The organism is Streptococcus sp. 1F3 (assembly GCF_054968985.1).
Genome location: NZ_JBUEQR010000064.1, coordinates 1 through 14,713, shown reverse-complemented (window position 1 = coordinate 14,713; position 14,713 = coordinate 1). Strand labels below are relative to the sequence as shown.

Genomic DNA, 14,713 nt, shown 5'->3' with positions numbered 1-14,713 from the left:
GTCCACTGGACTACCTCGCACGTTTATTTCTTGGCTCGGGAAAAAACAGTCCACTGGACTACCTCGCACTTTTATTTCTTGGCTCGGAAAAAAACAGTCCACTGGACTACCTCGCACGTTTATTTCTTGACTCGGGAAAAAACAGTCCACGGACTACCTCGCACTTTTATTTCTTGGCTCGGGAAAAAACAGTCCACTGGACTACCTCGCACGTTTATTTCTTGGCTCGGGAAAAAACAGTCCACTGGACTACCTCGCACTTTTATTTCTTGGCTCGGGAAAAAACAGTCCACTGGACTACCTCGCACGTTTATTTCTTGGCTCGGGAAAAAACAGTCCACTGGACTACCTCGCACGTTTATTTCTTGGCTCGGGAAAAAACAGTCCACTGGACTACCTCGCACGTTTATTTCTTGGCTCGGGAAAAAACAGTCCACTGGACTGTTTTTTTATGCTATACTATTCTATAGAATACAGGAGGAGGAATCTATGATAAAATTACTTGCCCTTGATATGGACGGGACTTTATTGAATAGTCAAAAACAGCTAACAGAACCACAAATTGTAGCGATTCATAAGGCTATTGAAAAGGGGGTCAAGTTAGTTCTCTGTACCGGACGAATGTTGACAGGTGTGAAGCCTTATTTTGACCAACTGGGGCTAGATGCAGAAAATGAGTATGTTATTGTGAATAATGGTTGTTCAACCCATCAGACAAGCGACTGGAAACTCATCGACTGGGCTGAGCTATCACCCCAACAAATCAACTACCTTGCAACTTTCTTACCAGAAAGCTCCATGCAGTTAACCCTCTTTGATGAGGAACACTACTATGTCCTTGAAGACGAACCCAACCAATACTCACGCGCCGATGCCAATCTAGTCTACGTTGAACCAACTATTTTGAGCATGGAAAATGCGACCGACCAAAGCCGCCACCTTTTCCAAGCTATGTTTGTCGGTACACAAGAAGCAACAGATACTTTTGAACAGAAGCACGCCGCAACACTTAGTCAGGACTTTGATGTTGTGCGCTCTCAAGATGTCTTACTTGAAATCTTACCGACAGGTGCAAATAAAGCATCTGCCTTGAAAACCTTAGCCCAACAGTTGCAGATTCTTCCAGAGGAAATTATGGCTATTGGAGATGCCAATAATGATATTGAAATGCTTGAATTTGCAGGTCTTAGTATTGCAATGGGAAATGCCAGTGCCTCAATCAAATCGCTAACAGACGATGTTACTGCTACCAATGATCAAGATGGTGTAGCGAAAGCGATCTACAAACATATCATTGGCTAACAGTCACAAAAATAGAAGATTTCACAACATATAACATATAAAAAGGAGAGAATATGAAATACCCTACCCTATTAGAACGCTTCCTTGTCTACGTGAAGGAAAACACACGCTCAGACGAGCATTCAACCACTACACCCAGCACACAAAGTCAGGTTGCATTTGCCCAAAATATCCTACTACCTGAAATGAAACGGATTGGCCTGCAAGATGTCCACTACCTACCAAATGGATTTGCAATTGGAACGCTACCTGCTAATGATCCAAGTTTGACCCGGAAGATTGGCTTTATTGCTCACATGGATACCGCTGACTTCAATGCTGAAGGAGTGAATCCACAAATCATTGAAAACTATGACGGCAAGCCGATTGCTCTTGGGACATCTGGTTTTGAACTCCATCCTAAAGACTTCCCTCAACTAAACAATTACCACGGGCAAACCTTGATTACAACAGACGGTACAACCTTGCTTGGCTCTGACGATAAGTCAGGAATCGCTGAAATCATGACAGCCATTGAATACTTGGTGGCACACCCTGAAATCAAGCATTGTGAAATTCGGGTTGGGTTTGGTCCTGATGAAGAAATCGGTGTCGGCGCAGATAAGTTTGATGTAGAAGATTTTGATGTGGACTTTGCCTATACCATGGACGGGGGACCACTCGGCGAACTCCAATACGAGACCTTTAGCGCTGCAGCTGCTAAGATTGACTTTATCGGACGCAATGTGCATCCGGGTTCTGCCAAGGATCAGATGATCAACGCCTTTCAAATGGCAATTGATTTCCATAATAGTCTTCCAGAAGCAGATCGTCCTGAAAAAACAGACGGTTCCCAAGGCTTCTTCCACCTAATGGACATGGCTGGAAGTGTGGATCAAGCACAGACTTCTTATATTATTCGTGATTTTGAAGAAGCTGATTTCCAAGCTCGCAAGCAGTTGATGCTAGATATTGCAGAAAGGATGAACCAAGCGTTTGAGACACCGCGCATTATCGTCAACCTCCACGACCAATACTACAATATGAAGAAAGTCATCGAAAAAGATATGACACCGATTACGATTGCCAAAAGCGTCATGGAAAATCTTGAGATCAAGCCAATTATCGAGCCAGTCCGTGGAGGAACAGATGGTTCCAAAATTTCCTTCATGGGGATTCCAACACCAAATATCTTCGCAGGTGGCGAAAACATGCACGGACGCTTTGAATTTGTCAGCCTTGAAACCATGGAAAAAGCGGTTGATGTTATTCTAGGGATTGTTTGTCATCCATAAGCAGGTAGCATGACACATCCAACATCAGACTTTATTACTTTGATTGACTGAATTAAATTCGAGCGACAATCCGTTTTATCCGAGCAAAGAAATGAAAAAGCTAGTCTCGTCTTCATTTAGTATCAGACTTTTCAACTTGCAACCAATAGTAGCCAAATGTAAACAAGACTTTCTTGAGGAATGCCCTTCCTCTTGCTAAACTCTACTCAGGAGGTGACACCATGTTACTAAATGAAAAAATTCGTCTCATTCGGAGTATCCATCACTTATCACAGGAAGAATTTGCTGAAATATTTGCCGTCAGTCGCCAATCTATCTCTAAATGGGAAAAGGGTAACTCGATTCCTGATCTTCAATCTCTCATCAAAATTGCCGACTTTGCAGCTATCAGCTTGGATCAGCTGGTCAGAGAAGAAAGTGACTTCCCACCTCTGAAAACAGCAAAACCACCAGCACCTGAAAACAAAAACCTATCCATTCCTAATTTTCCTATCCAAAACTATCTCGGGAAAGTCTGCGATGTATCCTTAAATAGCATGTGGTATTCCGTTCTACGAAATATCAAAATCATCGGTTGCTATCAGGATATGGTTTGCTTTGAAAAGAATCAGCGCTACGGCTACTTCAACCTCAATCGCTGTAGCAATATCCTCATCAAAAAAGAAGAAGCCTACACAGCCCACCATCAAATTTCCCTCGGAAAATGCAAGGCCTATACTAATATTGACCGTTTCTGGGGTGGTCACCACTATCTCTTTAGTCAAGTGCTTGCTGTAGATGAGACCGGTATCAAACTTCAAACAGGGACCTTCACTACTAAGATTGACTTTAACCATTTGGTCGTTCTAATGATGAAATAGTCTTACCAAGCACTGGAATCAGTGCTTGGTTTTGATTATAGACTCTGCAAAGGTAAATATAACCCTCGGTAGCACATCTTCCCTCTTTCAGTATACTCATTTCGTTTCACTTTTATTACTTCAACGAGTGTGGAAACTCCGTTTCCTTATTTCCAACTTCAACTAAGATGTGAGGACGTTAAAAAATGTAAGAAAAATAGGTAAGCAGTTGAAACAGTTCATACGAACTGTTTCACTTCCCTGACTATACTCGCTTTTCAATTTTTAGGCTCGGGTAGAAATAGTCACTCCCCTGACTATACTCGCTTTTCAATTTTTAGGCTCGGGTAGAAATAGTCACTTCCCTGACTATACTCGCTTTCCAATTTTTAGGCTCGGGTAGAAATAGTCACTCCCCTGACTATACTCGCTTTTCAATTTTTAGGCTCGGGTAGAAATAGTCACTCCCCTGACTATACTCGCTTTTCAATTTTTAGGCTCGGGTAGAAATAGTCACTCCCCTGACTATCCTCGCTTTCCAATTTTTAGGCTCGGGTAGAAATAGTCACTTCCCTGACTATCCTCGCTTTCCAATTTTTAGGCTCGGGTAGAAATAGTCACTTCCCTGACTATTTCTATCCTTGAAAAATCCTACTCATTCTGCTACAATGAAGCAAACAAAGGAGGGATTATGAACCAACAAGCACACAATTTAAAATTGGCTGAGCGCGGGGCTATCTTATCGATTGTCGCCTACGTGTTCTTATCTGGTGTCAAGCTAGCAGCTGGCTCTCTCTTCCACTCAGATGCTCTTACTGCAGATGCCTTTAATAATATTTCAGACATTATCGGTAATATCGCAGTCCTGATTGGATTGAGAATGGCACAAAAGCCTGCAGACACCGACCATAAATTCGGCCATTGGAAAATGGAAGATTTAGCAAGTCTCATTACCTCTTTCATCATGTTTGTTGTTGGTTTTCAGGTTCTTCACAGCACCATTCAAAAGCTCCTCAGTAAGGAAGTCGTTGAAATTGACATCATGGGGGCAACCATCGGAATCATCTCTGCTCTTCTTATGTTTGCAGTCTATCTCTATAATCAACGTTTAGCCCAAAAGGTTCGTTCCAAGGCATTAGAAGCAACAGCCAAGGACAATCTCTCTGATGCTGCAACTTCAATCGGAACCTCTATCGCCGTCTTTGCAGCTGCCTTTCGTTTTCCTATTGTTGATAAAATCGCAGCCATTATCATCACCTTCTTCATCTTAAAAACAGCCTATGAGATTTTTATGGAAAGTTTCTTTACCCTATCGGATGGTTTTGATGAAGAGCTACTCCATAAGTACGAGACAGATATTCTCAAACTCCCCAAGATTAGCGCAGTCAAATCCCAGCGTGGTAGGACTTACGGAGCGAATATCTATCTCGACATCGTCCTTGAAATGAATCCTGACTTGTCTGTCTATGAAAGTCATGAGGTGACCGAGCAGGTCGAGCAACTCTTAATTTTAAAACACGGGGTCTTTGATGTCGATATCCATGTTGAACCGTCTGAAATTCCCCATGATGAGATGTATGAGCATGTCTTTGATAAGCTCTACCGCTTTGAAGCAGAAATCCAAGCCCACGAAAAAGGCTACCAAGACCTCATTGAGGATAACTATCTCCTAATTGATGAGAATGGCTCCTATCTCAACAAGGAGCAAATGCTCCAATCCCACCCTATCCAATCGACCTACCTGACCAATTTCCAAATGGTTTCTATCAGTCAAAAGTCAAAACTGGTTACCTTTGAGATTGGAGACAAAATCCACAGCTCCCTCTGGCGCCGTCATGAAGTCTGGCAGGTCGTCTTTCATCAGATTACACAAAAACTGAACTAGTCGTTGCTAGTTCAGTTTTTGCAATGCTTTAGTCTAATACTCAATAAACATTAAAAGTAGACTAGCTTTCACAATTAAGGATTGTGAAAGGTTGGAAATGAGAGTAGCACCGCTCATTTCCTTATATAGTTGTTTCGTTTACTTTTAGTACTAGGCAAGGAGCTGCAGGCTACTTCAACAGTCTAATGACTGTTGAAGGTTGGAAATCATACTGACGATAGTCAGTAACAATCGTAGAGTACGGTAAAGCGAGTTCCAATCATCTTCTAGATGATTGGAAGTTGGAAATAGAGAAACGGAGTTTCCACAATCGTCGAAGTAATAAAAGTTAAACTAAATGAGTGTAATCGAAGCCGAAGGTAGAACGAGCCTTCACCAAGGCAAGTTGACCAAGTATCCTTTCAATTTTTAAAGAGTATAAGTTTCCTGCCATAAAGAAAGCTATACATAGAGGCTACAAGATGACGACCTTATCCCCCCTTTTCACAGCTTCTATCTTTCTACAACGGCGATGATTTCTGCTATCAAATCTGGATCCGTTACTCCTGTCACCTTTTTAACCACGCTTGTAAGAGATTCCTGAGTAAGCATTTCTTGTAACTCAACCGACTGGGCATCTGTCTCATCTTGATATTCAAAGATATAACCAAGCGTTTGAAGTAGGGCATTATAGGACAAGCCACGCTCTCTTAATTCACGGATTGGACGAATAAAGCGCTCATCATAGCCTAGTTTGCGGATTGGAGTTCTTGCCACACGCGCCACATCGTCTATGATAAATGGATTTTCAAAACGACTGATGATAATCTTATGATAGTCTTCAAGCGCTCTTGCTTCAAAGCCCCATTTGGCAACCAAGAGACTACGAATTTCAGCAAGAACAGCTTCAACTTTTTCCTTCACGCTTGGATTTTCAAGTGCTTCCAAAATGGTTTGGGCTCCGAAATGGGCTCCTGTATAAGCCGCTGTTGCATGCCCTGAGTTGACAGAAAATAATTTCCGCTCAATAAAAGGTTCTAAATCTGCTTCATAGTGGACCTTGTCCAGTTTCAACTCAGGATTTTTCATGGCATGCGTCTCAACAACCCACTCATTGAAAGGTTCCACCACGACAAAAAGGGGATCTTCATGACTTTGAGCAGGAACGATGCGGTCTACCGCAGCATTTGGAAATCCGATATGCTCCTTGGCAAAGGCTAAACCTGCTTCAGACAGATGTTTCTTGACTTCCTCATAGAGAAAATGAGAACCACCAATCATGTTTTCACAAGCAAGGATATCAAGCGGTTGGGTATTCCCTGCTGCCTGACGGGCTTCAATCCCTTGCGCTACGAGACCTGCGATAAAGGGAAGAATGTTTGGGCCGATTGCTGTGGTTACCAAGTCCGCCTCTGCAATAGCTGCTACCACTTCCTCAGGGTGGGTGCTATTGTTAATCCCCCGCACACCTGATACAACAATGTGGCCTTGTCCTTCTTCTGCAATCTCAATTTCATAGCTACCACGTTCATTCAAGGCATCAATAATCCGCCCATTCACATCAACAAAGGCAATTTCAAAGCCATTTTCAAATAAAATTTCACCGATAAAACCACGGCCGATATTTCCCGCACCAAAATGGACTGCTTTTTTCATCTTCATCCCCTCTTTCTTACCCAACACTATTTAAAAGTGCAATCACTTCTTCTTTTGAAGCTGCATCTGCTAGCTTAACCACATTGTCTACATCTGCACAAAAGATAGAAATGTTTTGAATAATATTCAAATGCTCATCCCCAAGACCCGCAATTCCAAAGAGGACCGTTGCAATTTTAGGATCAGCTTCTGTTCCAAAATTAACCCCGGCAGGAACTTGGACAATGGTCATTCCTGATGAAAGGACTTCTTTTTTTGCTGCTTCTGTTCCATGCGGAATGGCAATAAAGTTGCCCATATAGACAGAGAGTTCTTCGTTGCGCTCAATCATCGCCTCGATGTAGGCTTCATTGACATGCCCTGCCTCCACTAGTTGACGTCCGCAAAAGCGAATCGCTTCTTCTTTTGTTGCAAATGTTTGCTTTAATTGAATCAGTTCTTGTTGAAGTTCCATATTAGTTCTCCCATTGTTTGATTTTTTCATTGAAGATTGAATTCAGAAGTTGGTAAATAATTTCCTGATTTCCTGTACGATAAATTTCTGTATAAAGATTATTTTCAATAATGGACTGGCTGATAGCAGTCATCAGTTCCCGAATTTCTTCCTGCTCACCGAGCTTGGTCAACATGACCAAGACCCGCTGGACGTTTTCGGGGTGGTTGTTCATCGATAGGGCTGTCACTGGCTGCCTCAAGGAGACGACTTGAAATTGGCTTTGCAGCACCTGACTAGACTGGGTGTGAATCAGTGCCAGATTGGTATTTGGAATCGCAAGCGGGCTCATCTCAAAGCGTGAAATCAATTTTTGTGCTAGATAGTCGCGATCCTTAATAAAGGGAAGCTCTTCAACAATCTGAACCACCGTCTCCTCAAATGTCGCTCGATTTTCTAAGTCATACAGTGAGAAATGCTCCAGCAACTGGCTGCTCCCTTTCAAATAAGCCTGCAAGTCATAGTGCTTATTGACCACGATGTCCTCACGAACTGCTACCGTCCGATCCTCTTGAATGGACTGCAACCTTTCTTGTAAGTCCAAAATTTCCTTGGTACTAGGAAAGGTTGAAATCACATCAATCTCCATCTGCGGAATCGGCTTAGTCGCAAGACAGTAATCATACTGCTCAAGATGTAAACTTCCAAGATTGGTCGTACTTTGCACATCCATCCACCCCACAAAAGGTGCAATGCTTTTAATTTTCGATACAAGGACACTCGTTGTCAAAGGACGCTCATCTGTTACTAAAAGCATCCGAATCGGATAAATATCTGGGCTGCGTCTAAGACTAGAAGCAAAGTGGAGCGTCACCAATTCGTATTCGTATTCATTGTGAATGTAGCTTGGAAAAAGATCCTGCATGACCAGGCTCACAAGGCTGTGGAGAAAGGGATTTCTCTGAGTTGCTAGATAAGCGACATTGGTCGTTGCACTGTCTGGAAAAAGGACAGGTACTGCCAAACTTAGGCGAATATGATGAAACAACAAAGGAAAGAGCTCCCTATCCTTGACAAAGTCAATCTTAGTAAAGCGTGAGATACTATCTACTAATTGGGAAACACTGTAATAAAAGCCACTATCAAAACTCTCACTAAACAAGGGTACTTCCTGCCGCTTGATAATAATCTCGTCTAAAATAGTCGCAAAATAGATGATTTCTTGAATACTATAAAATCGCTTAACTTCTTTCGCTAGGTCTGTAAAGACTTTTTGAGCAAATTCAAGAGCTAGCTTGGATACATTAGCCTGCTGGTTTAGCTCTCCTTGATTGTCTGCTAGCCCTAGTAAAATCATCAGAAATTCCTTGAGTTTGGGGTCTAAATCCCCCAGCAAACTTTGATAACGTTCAAAGACTTGACGTACCTGCCTAAGCCTCTCTACTCGTAAAACCGGAAAATCAGGATAATTGTCCGCCCAAAAATCTTGAATCGAAATGCTATTAGCCAGTAAAATGGCTAAAAAGCGTCGTTTCTGGCTGGATGTACTCTCCACTCGATACCCACGTTGACGTACGAGCTGTAAGCCAAATACCGTGAGAGCACGTTCGATTTCCGCAATGTCTTGGATTACAGTAACATTTGACACTAAAAATCGTTCTTGTAATTGCTCATTGGTCACGACTTCCTGACTGGTCAATAGCTGATAAGCCATCAGAGTCTGACGTTGATTCGAAGTATAGGTCGTATCTGCCTGATAATCGCTCAAGGCAGCCAGATTTCCCGAAAGGTAGTATTTCTTGCCTTCCTTAATCAAGTGAATCTTTTCTTTTGAGAGGCTCTCCGTTAAGTCCGACAAGGTCCGATAGACTGTCCGTGAAGAGACCTGCAAAATATCTACCATTTCTTTTAAGGAAAGCTTTCCTACCTGAAGGAAAGCTTTCATCAGTTGTTCTTCTCGTTTGGTTAGTAACATACGTTTATTATACTACAGTTGCTCTAAATTGTCTGTTAGAATAAAACCTGCTTATTGTTGGAGTGTCGCCACCAGTTTATCATATTCTGGTGCTGTTACAAGACTATCAACAACCATTCTTGCTGCTTTGGGAGCTATTTCTTGCACTGTTGCTTCTTGAGCAAGGGTGGTCACAATTAGACTCGTTTGTACATTGTATCCTGCCAGGTCTTCATAGGCTACACTAATCACAGGAATTTTAATCCCTTTATTTTTAAAGATGGCACGCAAGGTTGCTTGCCCCATTGTCGCTGACCCTTGAGCTTCTCCATAAGGAAAAATCACCTTATCAATTCCATTCAAATCTGGTATTCCGTCTCTAGCTTCTACTTGAGTTGGAGCAACTCGGGCAGTTTGATGCGTCAATTGGGCAATGATTTCATCATATTTGGGTGAAGTCAAGAAATTATCCACTGCGATATGAAGAGCGCGAGGGGTACGCTGCGCTGCACGATCCGCCAATTCTTCTTGCGTGATAATCAAGGTATGGTCTGTATCTTGAAGATTGGCAATTGCCTTATTTGTCACAGGGATATTCAGTCCTGCTTTTTTCACCTTATCACGGAGAAGAGAGGCACCCATGGCAGAACTTCCCATACCTGCATCACAGGCAAAGATGATTTGCTGTACAGTCTCTACTGTCACATCAGTTGAAAGAGCTGGCTCTGTGTGTCCCTTTGCAACAGCTTTGGCAGCTTTTGTAGCTGCTTGTGCTGATTCAAGGGAAGCTCCTTCTGCCTTATCCGCTTTCAAGATAACTGAAGCCACAAGGAAAGAAGCAAGAGCACCAGCAAATACACCGCCCCAAACAGCTAGAAGATTGGCAAAATAGTTTCCTTCCTTTGGTACAAGACCAGTAATGGCAATGATGGAACCTGGTGAAGATGCTCCTACAAGACCAGCATTCAATAATTGGAAGGTAAAGGTTCCAGATACACCACCTGCGATAGCTGCTAGAAAGAGGACTGGTTTCATCATCACATAAGGGAAGTAGATTTCATGAATCCCACCGAAGAAGTGAATAATCATTGCTCCCCATGAAGAAGATTTGGCAGAACCTTTTCCAAATAAAGCATAAGCAAACAAGATGCCAAGACCAGGACCAGGGTTTGCTTCCAACAGGAAGAGGACTGACTTTCCAACCTTTAAGACCTGCTCTGTTCCAAGCGGTGTAAAGATACCATGGTTGAGAGCGTTATTCAAGAACAAGACTTTTGCTGGCTCGATGATGATATTAGCCAAAGGCAGCAGTTTCATAGCGACAATGGCTTCTACACCCTCTCCGATAGCACTTGTCATACTGGATACGAATGGACCAACCACCTTAAAGCTGATGAGCATCAGAGCAAATCCAATCAAACCTGCTGAAAAGTTATTGACCAACATTTCAAAGCCAGGGCGAATCTTTTCTTGAAAGGCTTGGTCAAATTTCTTGATAACCCAAGCTCCAAATGGACCGACAATCATAGCACCGATGAACATCGGCACTTCCGAACCAGCAATCACTCCCATGGTCAAAATCGCACCGACCACACCACCACGTTGGCCATAGACATTGTAACCACCAGTATAGCCAATCAAGAGTGGCAATACATAAGTAATCATTGGAACGACGATGGTAGCGAACTCCTCGTTCGGAAGCCACCCCTTTTCAATAAAGAGTGAGGTCAAGACACCCCAGGCAATAAATGCCCCGATATTTGGCATGACCATATTGGATAAAGTCGTACCTAGCTTTTGAATCCGAACTTTTAATGAAGAATTTTCCATATTTCTCCTCCTCTTCTTTTTGATTTTATTATACAATCCTTACTGGCAGAAAAAAACTCAAATCTTGGCACAAAATTTTTGACAAAATGAAAGAATAAAAAGACGAGAAATATTCCCGTCTCTGACACACTATTTGCTCTTAATCGCCTCTGTCGCCACGTCTTCTCCAAACCACTTGTCGGAGATTCTTTGGAAATCCCCTTCCGCATACAGTTCCTTGAAGGCTGCATTGATTTTTTCAACCAAGGTGGTATCTGACTTCCGAGCACCAACGGCAAAGGCTTCTTGTTCAAAGCCTGCATCAATGATGTTGTAATCGCTCATGAGTCCCTCTTGTTGCAAATAATAATTGGCATAAACACGATCAATCAAGAGACCATCAATGCGGTCCGCTTTCAAGTCAATCAAGGCTTCATTAAAGGTTGCATACTGGGTTGCTTCATTCTGTTTGACAAGCTCTTTTAAGATGGCAGGCTGTGCTTCAAAATTCGCATAGCCTGATGAACCAGCCTGTGCCCCCAGTACCTTGTCTTTCATACCTGTAGGATCGGTGATGTTAGAGGACTTTTTGGTGACCAATACTTGGAGGTTTGCCATGTAATCATCTGTGAACAAAACCTTTTCCCGACGCTCATCTGTCGCTGAATAACCATTCCAGATTAGATCAATATTACCGTTATTAAGCTCTGTTTCTTTCAAGTCCCAGTCAATCGGCTGCCACTCAATTGCAATGCCGTATTTATCAAAGACTGCTGTCGCCAAATCAATATCAAAACCTGCATATTGACCGTTTTTTTCTTCAAACCCCATTGGCACAAATGTTTTATCAAAGCCAATTGTGATTTTTTTGCTCTCTTCATAGCTAGACCAGTTGTCTTTTTGGACAGTTGAAGGGCTAGCGCCACATGCTACAAGAGCAAGGCTTGCTACCATACCTACTGCACCAGTTATCATTGATTTTATTTTCATATTCTAATCCCCTTTTCATCGATAAGAACTCTAATGGCCAGGCTCAATCTTGATCATCTCATCGGCAATATTTTCAGCAAACTGCATATCATGGGTGACGACGATTTGTGTAATACCGGTTCTTCGATTTTCAAGAATGAGATTCTCTACCTCTTTTCGTAACTCAGGGTCAAGCGCTGAGGTTGGTTCATCATAACCAATGATCTCAGGATCAATCATCATGGCACGTGCCAAGGCAACACGCTGTTTCTGCCCACCTGATAAAGAATAAGGGTAGGCATCCGCATGACCAGCTAGACCGAGAGTTTCAAGCAATTGACGGGCTTTGCTTTCAGCCACTACAGGAGAAGTATGCTGCGTTTTAATGGGCGACAAGATTAGGTTTTCCAACACTGTTAAATGAGGGAATAACTGGAAATCTTGGAAAACAAAGCCCAGCAGATGTCGTTTTCCCAACTCCTCTAATGCTAGTTCTTCTCCATTGTAAATCAACTGACCAGAGTCGATCGGCTCTAATCCTGCTAGCATTCGTAGCAAGGTCGTTTTTCCACCACCAGATTGACCAACGATAGCAAGGATTTTCCCTTCTGGGATCACAAGGTCATAGTTGGAAAAAATCTGCTTGTTTTCAAAGCGTTTGGAAAGATTGCGTACCTCTAACATATGACCTCCTATTATTTATAGTAATCAAACTTTTTCTCAATCCGATTGGCTACTAGGGTCACAAGACCAATCATCACTAAGTATAGGGCACCTGCAATAAACATAGGTGCCAAGCTGACATCACGATTAGCAGCTGTCCGGCTAGCAAGAAGCAAATCATTCACACCAAGAGCGTAAATCAAAGAGGTATCTTTAACCAAGGTTGTCACTTCATTGAAAACGCTTGGGAGAACAATTTTCACTACTTGTGGTAAGACAATATAACGAATGGTCTGTACAGGTGTGAATTTCAAGACCTTAGCTGCCTCATACTGACCAGCAGGAATAGCTTCAATCCCCCCGCGGAAGATTTCTGAGAAATAAGCCGCATAGTTCAACGTAAAGGTGATAATGACTGCAGGCATCCGATCAAAGCTAACGCCTATACTTGGTAAAACATAGTATACAAAAATCAACTGGAGCAATAAGGGAGTTCCCCTCATGATGAGCACATACAGTTTCAAAAACCAAAGTAACGGTCTAAAGGGAATTTTCATCAAAAAGGCAACGACTGCTCCCAATGGAAGAGACAGGAGCAAGACCAGCCCAAAGACATGCAAGGACACCAAAGCTCCATTCAATAAGCTCGGCAAAATCTCAATTATATATCCCATAATCCCCTCCAAAATAATAATTAGATTCTAGTATAACAGAAATTTCTGAAAATTAAAAGACATTTTTCTGCATTTTTATAACCTAAAATGGAATTTTATTCCATTATTATCCACATTTATCATTCTACTCAAATCCAATCTCCTGACCAAGATGTGCATACTCCAAATCCACATTTGTAGGATTTATTCTTCTATTACATGATAATTTTAAAAACATTTTTTTACCTAAATAGAGCAACATCAATAGTAGCGTTTAACTAGGAGCATTCCGCTTCTCTTTTTATAGCCAAGGAAATTCAACTGGAGGAAGAAAGGTAATCCAAGGTACTGGTCGTATCAGTAACTTCACTCCAGAAAAGAGGCTGGATTTTGATCCAACCTCTTCTTTTTATGGAAACAGTTTTCTAGTTCTTTCCTCCTCATAAATCTTGTTTGATTTGTCGATACTTGCTGGCATGGCGCCAATAGCGCCTCGAACACAAGTAACTACAAAACTTAGTTCGTTTATCCAAAATGCCTGTTACTGTAATAACTGTTTGACTACATTGTTTACAAGTAAAGGTTCTCTGCCCACAATAATTGATTAGCAATCGTTTTTCCATTTAGAATACCTCTCTATTCCAAAATTTGAAAAGCTTCTCTAGCACATAGCTTCTTTACTTTGCCTCATCCCTCTTCTTCTTTTCGACCTTTCCTAGCCAATAAGAATAAGGAAGTTCCCAAGACCGTAAGTAGACCTGCTACTTGAGCTCCTGAAGCACTGCTTTCACCAGTGTTTGGCAGTTGAGCCTGCTTTCTGTTGATTGGTGTAGCTTGTTCTTGACCTCTTAGAGGCATTGTTTGCACTTTCTCTGGTTGAGGGGCTGGAGTGTTCTTTCCTCTAACGATATAAGGACTATCAATCTCAAAACCAGAACCATCTGGGAAGATCACGGCTAGGCTTCCCTTGTCTGAAACAAAGATTTTTGAACCAGCAGGTAACTGTGGATTTGCTTTCTCAAAGGCTTCTTTAACCCTTTCTTTCTCTTCAACTGTAAGTTGGTTTACATTGTCAACTTCCGTCAAGGATGGTAACTGTGGTCTATAGATCATACTGTCTTTCTGCTTGACAGGAACAGACACTGTGTCCGTTGTACCGTCTGGATAGGTTACTGTGACTTCAACTACTGGATTGTCTACAGTACCGCTTACCTTATCGGCTGGAGTAACACTTGTACCCTCTGGAAGCTTGCTCGTATCAACCTTGTCCTTAACAGCTTCTTTATCCTCTGGGCTG

At 42.2% G+C, this 14,713-nt stretch carries 12 protein-coding genes; 4 read left to right on the top strand and 8 right to left on the bottom strand.

Features of this window, described 5'->3' with window-relative positions; genetic code table 11:
• Positions 1 to 489 precede the first annotated feature (489 nt).
• From ACVPON_RS05810 to ACVPON_RS05795, 4 genes are all read left to right on the top strand, one after another.
• Positions 490 to 1,302 (top strand): Cof-type HAD-IIB family hydrolase, encoded by an 813-nt coding sequence (locus tag ACVPON_RS05810; protein ID WP_462877081.1) that lies wholly within the window; start codon positions 490 to 492, stop codon positions 1,300 to 1,302.
• A gap of 53 nt (positions 1,303 to 1,355) precedes the next feature.
• Positions 1,356 to 2,576: a peptidase T gene (pepT, locus tag ACVPON_RS05805; RefSeq protein WP_462877079.1), complete on the top strand. Its 1,221-nt coding sequence runs from the start codon at positions 1,356 to 1,358 to the stop codon at positions 2,574 to 2,576.
• A 221-nt stretch (positions 2,577 to 2,797) separates the two neighbouring features.
• Entirely contained in the window at positions 2,798 to 3,436 is a 639-nt protein-coding gene (locus ACVPON_RS05800; RefSeq protein WP_462877078.1) for a helix-turn-helix domain-containing protein, read from the top strand.
• Between the two features lie 670 nt (positions 3,437 to 4,106).
• Positions 4,107 to 5,300, top strand: coding sequence for a cation diffusion facilitator family transporter (locus tag ACVPON_RS05795; RefSeq protein ID WP_462877076.1), 1,194 nt, complete (start codon positions 4,107 to 4,109; stop codon positions 5,298 to 5,300).
• A gap of 492 nt (positions 5,301 to 5,792) precedes the next feature.
• Here ACVPON_RS05795 and ACVPON_RS05790 read toward each other — a convergent pair whose 3' ends face one another.
• The 8 genes from ACVPON_RS05790 to ACVPON_RS05755 all read right to left on the bottom strand — a co-directional run.
• The gene (locus tag ACVPON_RS05790) at positions 5,793 to 6,935 is read right to left on the bottom strand and encodes a mannitol-1-phosphate 5-dehydrogenase (RefSeq protein WP_462877074.1); all 1,143 of its coding nucleotides are present in this window, start codon (positions 6,933 to 6,935) and stop codon (positions 5,793 to 5,795) included.
• Positions 6,936 to 6,951: 16 nt separating this feature from the next.
• Positions 6,952 to 7,389 carry a PTS sugar transporter subunit IIA gene (locus ACVPON_RS05785; RefSeq protein ID WP_462877072.1) on the bottom strand — a complete coding sequence of 146 codons (438 nt, stop codon included), beginning with the start codon at positions 7,387 to 7,389 and terminating at the stop codon, positions 6,952 to 6,954.
• A gap of 1 nt (position 7,390) precedes the next feature.
• Positions 7,391 to 9,343, bottom strand: a complete 1,953-nt coding sequence (locus tag ACVPON_RS05780; protein WP_462877070.1) for a BglG family transcription antiterminator — start codon at positions 9,341 to 9,343, stop codon at positions 7,391 to 7,393.
• Between the two features lie 51 nt (positions 9,344 to 9,394).
• Positions 9,395 to 11,152 (bottom strand): PTS mannitol transporter subunit IICBA, encoded by a 1,758-nt coding sequence (locus tag ACVPON_RS05775; protein ID WP_462877067.1) that lies wholly within the window; start codon positions 11,150 to 11,152, stop codon positions 9,395 to 9,397.
• 129 nt (positions 11,153 to 11,281) lie between these two features.
• Positions 11,282 to 12,121: an amino acid ABC transporter substrate-binding protein gene (locus ACVPON_RS05770; protein WP_462877065.1), complete on the bottom strand. Its 840-nt coding sequence runs from the start codon at positions 12,119 to 12,121 to the stop codon at positions 11,282 to 11,284.
• A gap of 30 nt (positions 12,122 to 12,151) precedes the next feature.
• Positions 12,152 to 12,784 (bottom strand): amino acid ABC transporter ATP-binding protein, encoded by a 633-nt coding sequence (locus ACVPON_RS05765; protein WP_462877062.1) that lies wholly within the window; start codon positions 12,782 to 12,784, stop codon positions 12,152 to 12,154.
• An 11-nt stretch (positions 12,785 to 12,795) separates the two neighbouring features.
• A complete protein-coding gene (locus ACVPON_RS05760; RefSeq protein ID WP_462877060.1) occupies positions 12,796 to 13,437 on the bottom strand; it encodes an amino acid ABC transporter permease in 642 nt (213 codons plus the stop codon).
• 666 nt (positions 13,438 to 14,103) lie between these two features.
• The coding region (locus ACVPON_RS05755) for a Rib/alpha-like domain-containing protein (RefSeq protein ID WP_462877058.1) at positions 14,104 to 14,713 on the bottom strand (610 nt) is incomplete at its 5' end.

Excerpts from the sequence above, each read along its gene's own strand:
- ACVPON_RS05760 (WP_462877060.1), bottom strand. The coding sequence starts at position 13,437 with ATGGGATATATAATTGAGATTTTGCCGAGCTTATTGAATGGAGCTTTG.
- ACVPON_RS05790 (WP_462877074.1), bottom strand. The coding sequence starts at position 6,935 with ATGAAAAAAGCAGTCCATTTTGGTGCGGGAAATATCGGCCGTGGTTTT.
- ACVPON_RS05780 (WP_462877070.1), bottom strand. The coding sequence starts at position 9,343 with ATGTTACTAACCAAACGAGAAGAACAACTGATGAAAGCTTTCCTTCAG.
- ACVPON_RS05765 (WP_462877062.1), bottom strand. The coding sequence starts at position 12,784 with ATGTTAGAGGTACGCAATCTTTCCAAACGCTTTGAAAACAAGCAGATT.
- ACVPON_RS05810 (WP_462877081.1), top strand. The coding sequence starts at position 490 with ATGATAAAATTACTTGCCCTTGATATGGACGGGACTTTATTGAATAGT.
- ACVPON_RS05785 (WP_462877072.1), bottom strand. The coding sequence starts at position 7,389 with ATGGAACTTCAACAAGAACTGATTCAATTAAAGCAAACATTTGCAACA.
- ACVPON_RS05770 (WP_462877065.1), bottom strand. The coding sequence starts at position 12,121 with ATGAAAATAAAATCAATGATAACTGGTGCAGTAGGTATGGTAGCAAGC.
- ACVPON_RS05795 (WP_462877076.1), top strand. The coding sequence starts at position 4,107 with ATGAACCAACAAGCACACAATTTAAAATTGGCTGAGCGCGGGGCTATC.
- ACVPON_RS05800 (WP_462877078.1), top strand. The coding sequence starts at position 2,798 with ATGTTACTAAATGAAAAAATTCGTCTCATTCGGAGTATCCATCACTTA.
- ACVPON_RS05775 (WP_462877067.1), bottom strand. The coding sequence starts at position 11,152 with ATGGAAAATTCTTCATTAAAAGTTCGGATTCAAAAGCTAGGTACGACT.
- pepT (WP_462877079.1), top strand. The coding sequence starts at position 1,356 with ATGAAATACCCTACCCTATTAGAACGCTTCCTTGTCTACGTGAAGGAA.